11 protein-coding genes and 1 pseudogene are annotated in these 13,270 nt (G+C 34.6%); 6 read left to right on the plus strand and 6 right to left on the minus strand.

Annotated elements, in window-relative coordinates; genetic code table 11:
- The first annotated feature begins 12 nt into the window (after positions 1-12).
- On the plus strand, positions 13-873 hold the full coding sequence (locus ACQKOG_RS06125; RefSeq protein WP_402873319.1) for a metallophosphoesterase family protein: 861 nt from the start codon (positions 13-15) through the stop codon (positions 871-873).
- 250 nt (positions 874-1,123) lie between these two features.
- Here ACQKOG_RS06125 and ACQKOG_RS06130 read toward each other — a convergent pair whose 3' ends face one another.
- The 4 genes from ACQKOG_RS06130 to sigY all read right to left on the minus strand — a co-directional run bounded on the left by ACQKOG_RS06130 (position 1,124) and on the right by sigY (position 6,482).
- Positions 1,124-1,585: an NUDIX domain-containing protein gene (locus ACQKOG_RS06130; protein WP_370077337.1), complete on the minus strand. Its 462-nt coding sequence runs from the start codon at positions 1,583-1,585 to the stop codon at positions 1,124-1,126.
- 1,385 nt (positions 1,586-2,970) lie between these two features.
- On the minus strand, positions 2,971-5,049 hold the full coding sequence (locus ACQKOG_RS06135) for a serine hydrolase domain-containing protein (RefSeq protein ID WP_427445617.1): 2,079 nt from the start codon (positions 5,047-5,049) through the stop codon (positions 2,971-2,973).
- A 571-nt stretch (positions 5,050-5,620) separates the two neighbouring features.
- Positions 5,621-5,965 carry a YxlC family protein gene (locus ACQKOG_RS06140; protein WP_107950135.1) on the minus strand — a complete coding sequence of 115 codons (345 nt, stop codon included), beginning with the start codon at positions 5,963-5,965 and terminating at the stop codon, positions 5,621-5,623.
- Positions 5,952-6,482, minus strand: coding sequence for an RNA polymerase sigma factor SigY (sigY, locus tag ACQKOG_RS06145; protein WP_370077359.1), 531 nt, complete (start codon positions 6,480-6,482; stop codon positions 5,952-5,954). The genes ACQKOG_RS06140 and sigY overlap by 14 nt, the downstream gene beginning before the upstream one ends.
- 1,169 nt (positions 6,483-7,651) lie before the next feature.
- On the opposite strand from sigY, the gene ACQKOG_RS06150 reads away from it, so the two are divergent.
- From ACQKOG_RS06150 to mnmA, 5 genes are all read left to right on the plus strand, one after another.
- Positions 7,652-7,966 (plus strand): ArsR/SmtB family transcription factor, encoded by a 315-nt coding sequence (locus ACQKOG_RS06150; protein WP_107951164.1) that lies wholly within the window; start codon positions 7,652-7,654, stop codon positions 7,964-7,966.
- Between the two features lie 41 nt (positions 7,967-8,007).
- Positions 8,008-8,691: a DsbA family oxidoreductase gene (locus tag ACQKOG_RS06155; protein ID WP_370077339.1), complete on the plus strand. Its 684-nt coding sequence runs from the start codon at positions 8,008-8,010 to the stop codon at positions 8,689-8,691.
- Complete coding sequence (locus tag ACQKOG_RS06160; RefSeq protein ID WP_370077360.1) at positions 8,678-9,325, plus strand: MBL fold metallo-hydrolase; 648 nt, start codon at positions 8,678-8,680, stop codon at positions 9,323-9,325. The genes ACQKOG_RS06155 and ACQKOG_RS06160 overlap by 14 nt, the downstream gene beginning before the upstream one ends.
- Before the next feature lie 204 nt (positions 9,326-9,529).
- A complete protein-coding gene (locus ACQKOG_RS06165) occupies positions 9,530-9,766 on the plus strand; it encodes a DUF896 domain-containing protein (protein ID WP_144787844.1) in 237 nt (78 codons plus the stop codon).
- 331 nt (positions 9,767-10,097) lie between these two features.
- Entirely contained in the window at positions 10,098-11,222 is a 1,125-nt protein-coding gene (gene mnmA, locus ACQKOG_RS06170; RefSeq protein WP_427445622.1) for a tRNA 2-thiouridine(34) synthase MnmA, read from the plus strand.
- Between the two features lie 450 nt (positions 11,223-11,672).
- Here mnmA and ACQKOG_RS06175 read toward each other — a convergent pair whose 3' ends face one another.
- Together ACQKOG_RS06175 and ACQKOG_RS06180 are read right to left on the minus strand one after the other, a co-directional pair.
- Complete coding sequence (locus ACQKOG_RS06175) at positions 11,673-12,755, minus strand: 3'-5' exonuclease (protein ID WP_427445625.1); 1,083 nt, start codon at positions 12,753-12,755, stop codon at positions 11,673-11,675.
- A 141-nt stretch (positions 12,756-12,896) separates the two neighbouring features.
- Positions 12,897-13,169 (minus strand): annotated as a pseudogene (locus ACQKOG_RS06180) (heteromeric transposase endonuclease subunit TnsA); the annotation flags it as partial.
- Between the last annotated feature and the right edge of the window lie 101 nt (positions 13,170-13,270).

Below are 13,270 nucleotides of genomic sequence, written 5' to 3' on the forward strand. Positions count from 1 at the left end.
GAAATGAAAGACATGAAACATAAGATTGCTTTACTAGCAGATGTCCATGGGAATGCAAGTGCTTTAAAAGCAGTTATCGAAGATTCGATCAAAGAAGGTGTCACTGAATATTGGTTTTTAGGGGACTTAATCATGCCTGGGCCTGGGGCAAATGATTTATTTGAAATATTAGATAGTATTAAAGTTGCTACTTACGTTAAAGGAAATTGGGAAGACTGCTTCCTTGACGTACTGAATAAAGAGATTGACTTTGATAATGCTTCTGATATCTATATTTCTAGGTTAGTTCAGTATCAGTGTGAAAATTTAGATGAAAGCTATATTAATCTTATTAAGAGCTTACCATTACATTTAACAAGACAAGTTAATAATCTATCTATCAGCATTAGCCATAATTTACAAAATAAAAATTATGGAGGAGATTTATGGCCCACTAATGATCAGAAAAATTTTGATCAGTTATTTGAGCATGATTACGATATTGCGATTTATGCTCATACCCATCACCAATTGTTACGCTATAGTAGCAATGATCAGTTGATTATTAACCCAGGAACTGTAGGACAGCCCTTTTACAAATGGGGCAAGTTACATTCTGATCTACGTGCTCAGTATGCAATTCTTGAAATTGATGAGACAGGGATTGCAGAGGTGAGATTTAAAAAAATTCCCTATGATGTAGAAAAGGAATTAAACAACGCTATTCATAATAAACTCCCTTATATTGATTTATATCGAGAAATGCTAGAAACAGGAAAAACTCATACCCATGATATTGAGTTATTACAAAAGCTCAATGATCAATTTAACTATAAAGATGAGATAATTAATTTTTTCGAAAAAAATTATTGGGAATTTAAAGGGATAAAGTGAATCTCTTTCAACTAACGACAAATTAATTGGAATCACTCTAAATCCTTGATTTAACTGTATATAAAAAGCTGTCATTTTGAATAAAGATTGATCAAAATGACAGCTTTCTTTTATTTTTAATAACTGTTTTTATAAAAAGGATTGATTATTTTAATTCGCCTTACTCCACTAAAGCACCCGGTAGTTAAATAAAAGAAGTGCTGCCTGAACAACTTAATGATCTTCTACTAAAGACCTTGCTAATAACAAGTTAATTTATATCTCCAAGATAAACTGGTGAATTTTCACCATTTAAATATCCAATTATATATTTTCTTAACTCTTTTGGGTATAGCCTGTAATTTAATAAATCCTCAATACGAATCCACTCAACACCTACCTGATGATTATCAGGATTTGTTGGTTTTATTGGAGTTTCAGTTCTACTTACCTGACATAAAAAATAATATTCTATTTGGTGAACATCAAAATCAAATTCAGCGTATTCATGATTTTTTCCTATATACTCCCTGATATGTAATAATTCTTTGATATCTATATTAAGTCCAATTTCTTCAATACACTCTCTTTTTAAAGTGGTATGGAATGTTTCACCATGTTCTTGCCCTCCACCAGGACAAAGAAAAAAATACCCCTCGTCATCTTGGTTTTTAGTTAATAATATTTTTTCCCCATCCAAAATAATTGCCTTTACTGAGTTTCTAACTTTCATATCTTCCCTCATTTCTTTTTATATCCAAATTATAGCATTTGTTATTCAACTAAACTGCAGTGTTAGTTCAATAAGGAAAAAGATGGTTGCCTACGCAACTCAATAATCTTTAATTAACGCCCCCATTAGTTGAAGCTGAGGAGCCGGTTGAAAAATGCAGATTTACACCGTTACTAAATTGTCTATTTATACACGTTCCCTTATCCTGCGAATTCAATACCATCTTGGGAAAAGGAATATGAAGGAGTCTATAAAAGATGGCACAGGTTGTTGGTAATAACGTCAATCCTCTGCATCTTTCGAAATAAAAGAGCGTTACTTTTTGTTAACGGGTTCGGTTGAGATGTGCAAAACTCTAATTCACAACCTAATTAGCAAGGTAAAGTGTAAAAAGTTCCCTCTAAATATTCAGTAAAATAGCCATTTAATAATTAAGATTAACGATATAGAATGGCAAGGGTTCCAAATTTAAACAATTTCCTCATTCAATTAAATGGCCCGATTGTTGAATAAGAAAAAATCCTGCTTTGATACAAAACTTTATTAAAATAATCAATTTTCATTTTAAATTATCGAACTTTGTTTTTAATGATCAATCTCTTCATAATAATTAGTTCTTTTTTTAATTTGAATTGTAAATCAATCAATGTAATAAAGGCTATTCAATTGTATATATTTTGTGTTCCATAATAAATAACCGTAAAAAAACCCTGATACAGCAACACACTGTACCAAGGTTTGTATTTCATGCTAAATCATCTTATTTACAAGATAATGTGATTATAAAGTATAACGAGATTAGTTATAATCACTCATGTATTCTGTTTAAGTAATCAGTATACAACTTTTTTGTCTAGTATACATCTTTATTGTAACTCAACATATTCTGTAGCTTTTGAATAAAGTTCGATTAAAAGTAAGTCGCAAACACTGATTTTATACAGAAAGAAACCAACTGTTTTGAAACAAAGTTTGATCAAAACAGTTGGTTCTTTATTTATCTAGTTTGGTTTTTATTGATTATTTCTGGATGCGAATCTTCAATTAAAGTGCCCGTTAAAATTAGCACTTCACCACAGAGAAAAAAAGAGCTGCCTATGCAACTCAATGATCTTCAAGTAAACCCCATTAGTTTAAGAAGTTCTAAAGTAAAAAGGGAACAATTTCATTCCCTTTCACTTTAATTTATGCTTTCAGCTATTGTCATAAAGCTTTTAGTATTTTAAGACAAACACCATTAACAGATTATTACCATGATTGTTTATGGGGAAATGATAAGAGTTCAGTAAGCCCCTTCGTAAAGAGAATGCGTAAATACAAACAAAACCAGCAAAACACCTTTTCGGTGTCATACTGGTTTTGTTGAAGTACATCTTAAATTGTAGTTAGTTCAACTTGATTGCAAATTCCGAATTCGGCGCACCAGCAAATACAACCGTTCCGTTCTCCGGCAGTTTTACTTTGTTATTGCCGCTCACAACGGTAAAATTGATACATACACCCTTCTCATCATACACCGCGAACGAACTCTTCGATGGCAACGCTACGGTCATCGTTTTCCCTGTTACCGCTTGCGGGATTGTAAACCATCTCGCATGACCATTTGCTTGTAGCGTAACTTTAGATGCTGGGCTTGCATCAAGCGGTTTTACGTTGGTTCCACTTACGTATAAAAATCCGGACATCTCCATATATTCATTTCCGCCTTCTGTATAGAAACGAGATTCCGTCGTATCACGGCCTGCCAACCCGGGGATCTGGAGCTGATGCGCAGCCGTGTTTGGGCCTGTAATTTTTCTGCCGTTCCAATAGCCCTCTAGACCATCATTGCGATTAATTTGTGTTGTAAGTAACACTGGTACGAGATATTGAGAAGAACTATATTTCTCGTTAACAAGATAGAACTTGACACCTTCCCGCTTTGCCCAGGCGGCAGTGGTTTCCTTCGATAGCACGTTGTCTTCTAGTTTCTCTGCTCCATAGTGATTCATCGCTACTTGCCCTAAGCCAGGCATCGATATAAATGTGCTCTCCCTCAAATATGTTCGTCTATTCTTCTCTGTGACGAAGTTGAGCTTGGAGGTACCTGTCTCATTAATAAAGCTTCCATTCGCAGTATATACATATTTTTCTTCTGGATTAGATGATAAGAACAGTTCCCCATTCTTCGTAATTTCTATTTTGAACTGACTTGAACTATTACCGTAAAAACCCGCTTTCCTCGCTACGTCTCGAGGTATCTTGGCCTTGACCGGCTTGTCAAAGGATCTGTTCGGCTTAATGTCCTTAATTGTGCCCTTCTCTTTAAGCGCAGTGAGCAGTAATTCAGTCGCCATCAGTTGATTTACAGAACTCCCGCCGCCGGATGACAACACAGCCGCTGCCATCTTCTGTTCCGGAAGCACGACCAGTGAAGCATGTTGTAAAAACGTATCTCCGCCCTTAGCCAAGCCCTTTATTCCATATTCACTGAATGGATATAGTTTCACACTATCCCAACCAAGACCATATTTGAAAATGTTGTCTTCATCCCCCGGCCACATTCCTTTTTTATATTCCTCTTGCTCCATCGCTTTGACTGCCTGATCAGAGAGGATCCCTTTTCCCTGTCCCATAAATAATTGTGAGAATCGCACCATATCCTCTGCCGTGGAAGAGATCCCTCCCGCCCCGATAATATTCACCGATTCAGTGGGAAGCTGCCCTTGGTACATTGGAAAATAAAGTCCAGCCCGCTTATCATCTTCCCATTTATCCTGCGGCGTTTTCGTATGATTTAGCTTTAAGGGTTCTGTAAACTGTTTATGTAGAAATTCGGTAAAGCTCAGACCGCTGACTCTTTCCACCAAAATCTCAGCCAGCGTAAAGCCGTCGTTGCAGTATACCGAGAACGCGCCAGGATCCGCCTTCAAGTGCTGGTTGGACAATCGCTGCAACAAGTTATCATGGGCATAGGTATCATTATCTTTAAATAAAAATGCATTCCTATACTCAGTACCTTGCAAGCCGGAGGAGTGGTTCAACAGCATACGCGGCGTAATGCTTTTGTAACGCTCGTCTTTCATTTTGAAATCAGGAACATAGTGGACAACAGGAGCATCCAAATCAACTTTTCCTTCGTCGACCAATTTCATCACAGCCGCCGTTGCATACATTTTACTGACTGAACCAATCCCGTATAGGGTATCTTTGGTCAGCGTTTTCCCTTTCATATCGTTCTTACCTGCCTGACCCGACAAAATAATTTGGCCATTGTCAATTAGCGCATACTGCACGCTATTCGTCTCATACGACTTCGTGAGTAGCGCAGCCTTCTCTGCCGCAATCTTTTTTAGTTCTTGACTAGCTACTTCTTGGCTAGCTACAACCGTAGCCTGACTGCTAGAAAACGCCATCGCCCCTGTTGGTAAGCTCATCGTTAACGCTAATGTAGCGGCTAACACCCCAGATAGTTTATTTTTCATAAAAGAATTGCCTCCTTAGATAAGTGATTGATTTCATTGCTGTTATTTCGAACAAAGGTATCCCCTTGTTGTCTTTATTTAACAGATGGTAAAAATTTATAGAAGCTGCCTTCCATAAGATATTTATCAAGTAATTTCTCAAAATTGCTTACAAGAGATTCAATTTTTTCATTTCTAATACAACCAAACTAATGCGGTAATCATTGTAAGACAAGAATTTGCGCAATCCTTTCCCATAGGATTCCATTTACTAGTTCATTCATTTTTTTCTCCTCCAAATTGTTTATTTACCCTTAATACGATTACGTTCGTCTAATCGTTCACTCACGAAAAAATAAATAAAAAAAATCTCAGGAATTTGATCCTGAGACCTTTCTTTTAAATATTTTTCTTGCAAAAATAAGATAGATAATAAGATACGCTGGAAATTGAATAAGGCCTAAAAAGCCCCATAGCCAAGCATTGTGTCCCCTCTTCCGTGCATCCCAAAACATCCATGAGCTCTGACAAATCAGAATGAATGCAATCACGATGCATAACCAAAGCGGTGTGCTACTTAGTTCATTTGAGATCATTCATTACTGACCTTCTTTCTAGTTTTTTTAAGCGCTAAGGGCAATAAGATAATCCCCACAAGCTGAAAATAAAGAAAAAGAATTGGCTGACGATAAACGACAGCAATCCCAACCGAAAGCACAAATACTGCAACAGAGATAAACGTGAGGAGGTCTTTCCATTGTTTTTTTCGTATTCTTTTTTTCTCTAATTCAACATTCTGTTGAAACCATTGTAAGCTTGGAGTAGATACTGGATTCCATTGATCCAGTTTTTCTAAACCATCTATTAATTGCTTAACCGTTAATTCATTTTCATCATCCAACATAGAATGACTATTTTTAGAATCATACTCTTTCAAGTTCAGCCAACTCCTTTCGTATACTTTTTAGACCATTTGAAACTCGAGATTTTACTGTTCCTTCTGCAATACCCATCATTTTTCCAATTTCCTTATATGAATATCCGTAATAATGCTTTAACACGATTGGCATACGTATTTCTTCATTAATTTGAGCAAGTACATCAAGTACATCATTCCATTCTTCGTTCATAATGGCTGCATTCCATTTCATTTTTCGGAGCGCTTGTTCCTGCTCTAGCCAGTTTTCCTCCCGCTTCTTTCTGCGCTGTTGATCGATAAAAAGGTTCGTTGCGATTGTGATGAGCCATGATGAAAACTTGGATTCACCATTATACAGTTGGATTTTTTCAATACACTTCATCATCGTCTCTTGTGCTAAATCTTCTGCGATTTGTGGATGAAGAGTAACTTTCATTAAATACTTTACGAGGAACGAATAATTCTGTTGTAGCAGTTTCGAAAGAGCCAATGTATCTCCTTTTTTCGCTTTTCGAATTAAATCCTTTTCATCCATGAGATCTACTCCATACAATAATGATTTATATGTAATACGATTTACTGGGAAAAATCGTTCATTTTCAAAATAAAGAATCACAACAAAAATCCATCTATTAGTATTTATTAAGTTTACTTGAAAGTTATATATTTCACCAAAAACCAAAGTATTGTTGCTCATTCAACGAGTTCCGAATGCTTGTCTAATTATTATCGTATTATCAAACTACTCACATGTTTTGTTTAAGTATGTCTTCTTTAACTAACTGGTCTGTTTGTGGAATAAGAAAAATCCTGTTTTGATACAGGATTTTAATCAAACTTTATTAAAATAATCAATGTTTATTTTAAATTATCGAACTTTGTTTTAAATGATCAATCTTTTTTATAAAACTACAACTTTAGATGTTCTTGTTCTTTTAGACATAAAAAACACCCCTTTGGCTAAATAATAACCAAAGGGGGAACGCTTCATGACTTTATTTTAAACATCGCAACTTTATTTCTAAGCTGCAATTTTTCAAATATAAGATTGTTTACAATCTAAATTATTTAGTATACATCTTTATTGTCCAGTATATATCTTTATTGCAAAGTATATATCTTAATTGTCCAGTATACATCTTTATTGTAACTTAACATCACATGTTGGTTTGGAATAAAGTTTGATTAAAAATTTCTCTAAACTTTTGATTTCACTGCATACGAAGAGCCGTGGTTTTGAATAAAGATTGATTAAAACGATGGTTTTCTTCTACTTGTAGGGACTACTTTTTATAAAAAAGTTTGATCAAAATTAAATATAAATGTTGATATAACGGTATTTTATTGATTTTGATAGGCTTAAAACGATTAAACTTTCTTCAAAATGGTGCGACTTTTTCAAAACAGTTCAACTTTGTTTTAAACCGACATAAAGAGCTGCTATCAAAATAGCTCCAACAAGCAGGAAATTCAAAAATACCTCTCGAGAGTTCGAGGGGTGTTTTTGAATGGTTTTAATACTGAAGTCTTTCTGATCAATTGTTAATGCTTTATTTTTTTACCTCATTTATTATTTCTTTAGCCTATTTTTATTTTTTTGATAACACCATGGAAAAAAAATCGTGAGCATATATATTTACATATCGTAATATCGTGATATGATGATGTGTATAAAAATGATAGTGAGGTGAAGTCGTGACGAAAATTCAATTTAATCAGGTTGATTTATTTAAAGCATTATCTAATGAAGCGAGACTGAAGATATTATACTGGTTAAAAGATCCTACAACGCATTTTGATACAAAGCGACAAGCGATAGAGGAAATGAATGAAGTAGGGGTCTGTGTAAGCCTGATTAGAGATAAGCTTGAGATGAATCAGTCTACTACATCTCAATATTTATCAACTTTACAGCGTGCAGGTTTGGTCGAAGCAAGACGCATCGGAAAGTGGACATACTATAAACGCAATGAGCAACTGATACATGAGTTAGCAAACTTTATAGAAACGAAGCTATAGGATTTAGAAAAAATATCAAAATTTGAAAAGAGGTAATAAAAATGAAAATTGAAATATGGTCAGATTATGCATGTCCCTTCTGTTATATTGGAGAAGCAAGATTGGAAAAAGCAATGAATGAGCTAGGAATTAAAGATCAAGTAAATATTGAAATGAGAAGTTTCGAATTAGATCCTAACGCTAGTTACGAAGTCGTATCCAATACAGAAGATCGTTTCGCAAAAAAATATGGTCTATCTAATAGTATGGCGGCAGAAAGAATTAGACAAATAGAGCAGTATGGTAAAAACGAAGGTATTGATTTCAAATATTATACTACACGATATACAAACACAATGGATGCTCATCGCTTAACACATTATGCAGCAAAACAGGGAAACAAAACGATTGCAAAAGATTTATTCAAAGCCTATTTCACTGATAATTTAGAGTTGAGCGATAAAAATGTACTAAAAGAAATTGCTGTAAAAAATGGACTAGATGAAAATGAAGTAGAAAAAGTTTTGAATTCCAATGAATTTGAAAGTGATGTACGTAAAGATGAAAAGCAGGCACATTTAATGGGAGTCCGAGGTGTACCTTACTTCTTGATTAATGGAGAAATCACTTTGAGTGGTGCTCAGAATGTCGAAACATTTAAAATGGCTTTAAAAGAAGCAATGCAGGATGATAGTCAGAATAATGATTTATCAGGAATGAGCTGTGGTATTGATGGATGTAATTAATAATCGAAGCGTTGTACATCAATTAACAGTAAAAGATGTATTTTATGCAAATGCATTTTTATATATTGATCAGGATACGAAACATGGGTTTTTATTTGATCCCGGTGCAGAAGCAGAAAAAATATTACATGTGATAGAATCCAACGGTTATCATATCGAAAAAATATTATTAACACATGGACATTTTGATCACATAGGTGCAGTCGATAAAATTAGAAATGAATTAAATATCCCTGTTTACATGCACGAACTCGGACGGGAATATATGCAAAATGCGAGAATGAACTTGTCAGCTTTATGCAATAGACATATCATAGTTGATGATGTGCACTATGTACAATCAGGTGAAACGTTTGAACTGTCTGCTAATTCAGATTTTAAAGTGACGATGACACATACACCAGGTCATGCAATGGATCAAGTTATGTATTATAATGCACAGGATAAAGTAGCATTTGTTGGTGATACAATCTTTAAAGGTAGTATTGGAACCACTCAGTATGAAGGTGGAAATGAACAGGACTTGATACAAAGTTTAAATTTGATTCTATCATTGCCAGATGACGTTGTTTTATATAATGGTCATAGTGGTAAAACAACTGTAGGTGATGAGAAGAGAAGACTCGGCATATAAAGGGTAAGTGACATATTTTCTGTTGAGTACAGGAAATATGTCATTTTATTTATTCTTTATTGTAAAAAAGTGGGAGCAGAATATAATGTCCATGCTTTAGAGGTCAATTGCTGTTGTTTAGATATTTTTGCACCAAAACCTTTAAAAGTGACTCATGCTATAAATTATAAGCAAAATTAATGAAGAGAATAGAGATGAAATAAGATGATAAATAACTTAGGGCGTATTAATGAATTAGCGAAAAAACAGCGTGAAGAAGGTTTGACAAGTGCTGAACGGATTGAGCAACAAGTATTACGCAAAGACTACTTACGCGAAATTCGCGGACAAGTTCGCGAAACTTTTTCAAAAATGACTGTACTCGATCCACTAGGAAATGATGTAACACCGGATAAATTGCGTAGAGAAAAGGAAATGGATTCACGGGAAGTAAAAGCTTAGAAGAAGCACTTACATTCCATGTTAATGGTGATACGCAAATGTGTTGCCGCATGCATTCAACGTAAGCTTTGCTGGGATGTGTTGAATCGTTTTTAGTAAATCTTAATATGGCGGGTAATTGTGCATCAAGTGGATCGTCGTGCACGGAAGCTTCGATTGGCCCGTTACTTGTCTTGGTGGCAATGTGTGGACAAGGTGCTGAAAAATTACGTATTTGAATTCGTTTTAGCTTCGGTTAAGGCTTGACAGAAGAAGATATAAAACAGGCAGTGGAAAAAAAAACAGCTATTGAAAAAAGATTGGTGAATTAAGAAAAGAAAAGGTGACCTTAATGAAAGAAACAAAAGACCCCTCGCAAATACGTGTCGTTGTTGGCATGTCAGGTGGGGTGGATTCTTCGGTTGCTGCGTACCTGTTAAAACAACAAGGCTATGGAGTAATCGGGATTTTTATGAAAAACTGGGATGATACAGACGAAAATGGTGTTTGTACAGCTACAGAAGACTATGATGATGTTATTAAAGTGTGTAACCAAATTGGTATTCCATATTATGCAGTTAATTTTGAAAAGCAATACTGGGATAAAGTTTTCACATACTTTTTAGAAGAATATAAAGCAGGACGCACACCAAATCCAGACGTTATGTGCAATAAGGAAATTAAGTTTAAAGCTTTCCTCGAACATGCGATGAGTCTTGGTGCGGATTATCTGGCAACGGGCCACTATGCACGTATTGATCGGAGTGGTGATGGCGAAGTATTAATGCTTCGTGGTGTCGATGAAAATAAAGACCAAACGTATTTCCTAAATCAATTAACACAGGAGCAGCTTAAACATGTTATGTTCCCAATTGGTGATATTGAGAAAAAAGAAGTGCGTGAAATTGCTGAAGAAGCAGGTCTTGCAACAGCGAAAAAGAAAGATTCAACAGGCATTTGCTTCATTGGCGAACGTAACTTTAAAGAGTTCCTAAGTCAATTCCTACCAGCACAACCTGGAAAAATGGAGACAATGGACGGCGTGGTAATGGGACAACATGACGGGCTAATGTACTATACACTTGGTCAACGTCACGGGCTTGGTATTGGTGGCGACGGTGAGCCATGGTTTGTTCTTGGAAAAGACCTAGAACGTAATGTATTGCTTGTTGGTCAAGGTTTTCACCATAATGCATTGTATTCTACTTCATTAACAGCAGTGAAAATGAGCTATACTTCGACAAAAAAATTACCTCGTAAATTTTTTGGCACAGCGAAATTCCGTTATCGTCAAACAGATACTCCGGTTGAAGTGGAGATTTTAGAAGATGGCCGTACACATATTACATTTGAAGAACCGGTTCGTGCCATTACACCGGGACAAGCAGTTGTTTTATATGACGGCGAAGTATGTCTTGGTGGCGGTACAATTGATGAAGTGTTTAAAAACAACGAAAAACTAACATATGTAGGATAAACTTGTGAGAAGACTGCTTAGGCAGTCTTTCGCTACGTAGAGGTGTGGAATTTGGATATGGATTTTAGTAGGAAAATCCATATTTAAAGTAAGCTTCATTTCTTCGGTATCTTCATCTAGCTCCAGTTGAAATCAGGTGGAGTGCATAATCTGTGCGAACTATATTTTTTGACGTCGTATTCACTTACTAAAAATAATAAATACTCGCTATTGTAAAGGATACACAAGGAAGAAGTCATTGGACGTCATGTTGGGGGCATTATCAGCGGGCGTACCTTTACGGGACATGCTCATGATATGGGTTTGAAATAGAGTTTGATTAAAAGCGTGCTGCAAATGCTGATTTTATGATAGAAGAAACCCACACATTTTGAACAAAGATTGATCAAAATATGTGGATTAATTTAAACTAGAGATTTATTTTATAAAAAAGATTGATTAAAATTAAATTCATTGTTGAATTAATTTAATAAATCTAGACGCTTCCTGGTCCTTAATTTTCCCCCATGGCATCATTTTCTGTTTTGGATAGGTTAAATAGCATACTCTTTTAGCCCGAGTTAAAGCTACAAACATATTCTTTAACTCTTCTTTATATCTCCGAGAAGTATTTGCTCTATAATCTGGAAATACTCCTTCATTTAATCCCATTAAAAATACAATGTCATATTCAAGTCCTTTTGCCATATGAACTGTTAATAATGTAACACCCGTTTTATTGTAATTTTGAGTCTTTCCTAGCGCTATTTGATTTCTAAAATGTCTTAATGATCTCTTACCGGAGGATGTCTGACTACAATACTTTTTCCAATGATTTTTCCATAAAATAATGTCTTCCGAAAGCATATATAATTCTGAGTCTTCTTTATATATTTTTTTCATCTCAACTTCTATATAATCTATAGCTTTTGAAAAACGTTCATTATCTTCAATAATTATCTTCCAGGATGTTTTTAATACTTTAAATATATCTAAATCGATTTGATTATTAATTTCTTTCTCTAGACCAAAAATTACTTCTAAATAGTTACATTGAATATCATATTGACTTTTCTTTACACCTAAAAGGCTTAAAATTCTTTTAAAACTCAATGCATCTTTTTCATTAATAATAAGCTTAAGCCCTGATTCAAATATTTTTATTTCTGGAGATTCACTTTCAAGTCCATTTCCACTTCTGTTATTAAAAGGAATACCACAATTTTTCAACTCTTTTTCAATATGGCTCAATACATACTTATTCCTAGCTATAATGGCTATATTTTCATGAGAGACGCTATTATCATAAGTGTTCCCATTCGTCAGACGTTGGTTAATTTCTGCAACAATCCATTGTGCTTCTTCTACCTCATTAAATAAATCTTTAATAATCAGTTCCCCTTCTATAGGATAAACAGATGAGTTTTCATAGATAGATGGTTGCCTTAAGTCTTGAGCTATTCTTCGAGAAGCTTCCACAATAATTCTTGAAGACCTGAAATTCTCATGCATTTCAAATTCTTTTGGCTGAAAATCCTTTCGAAAATATTCCATCATATATTCACTTTTTGAGCCATTAAATTCATAAATATTCTGTTTAGGATCTCCAACAAGCATAATATTTAAAGAATTTAATGATTCTTGGTTTGAATTGATTGGTGATTTAAGAAGTGAAGATCTTGATATGAATCAATTAATGACAATTGTTTCTTCCAAAGGCAATAAAGGAAATTGTTCTCGAATATCAACAACAGAATCCGAATATTCAGTTAAATAAAAGTAATTTCGTTCCAAATCTGATAGAAATTCATGCTGTCTATTTGTTTTAATACCTTTTAAACGTGTAGACCGACCTTTCGAAGACACATCTTGAATGTTTAACCATGGTTTATAATCCGCTCCAACTCCAGAGCCGCGACCTTCTTTAATCCACTTTTCTACTTTAGATGTTCTAGTTCGTTTTGACATAAAAACGAGGCTGGGACAAAACCCATCTCTAAACTAAAAAGCCGGCGAAATTTTACGATCAGTAAAATTTCACCGGCTTTCAATTTTTTTCATAAAAAATA

It is taken from the genome of Lysinibacillus sp. NPDC093216, assembly GCF_050280325.1.
Taxonomy (GTDB): domain Bacteria; phylum Bacillota; class Bacilli; order Bacillales_A; family Planococcaceae; genus Lysinibacillus.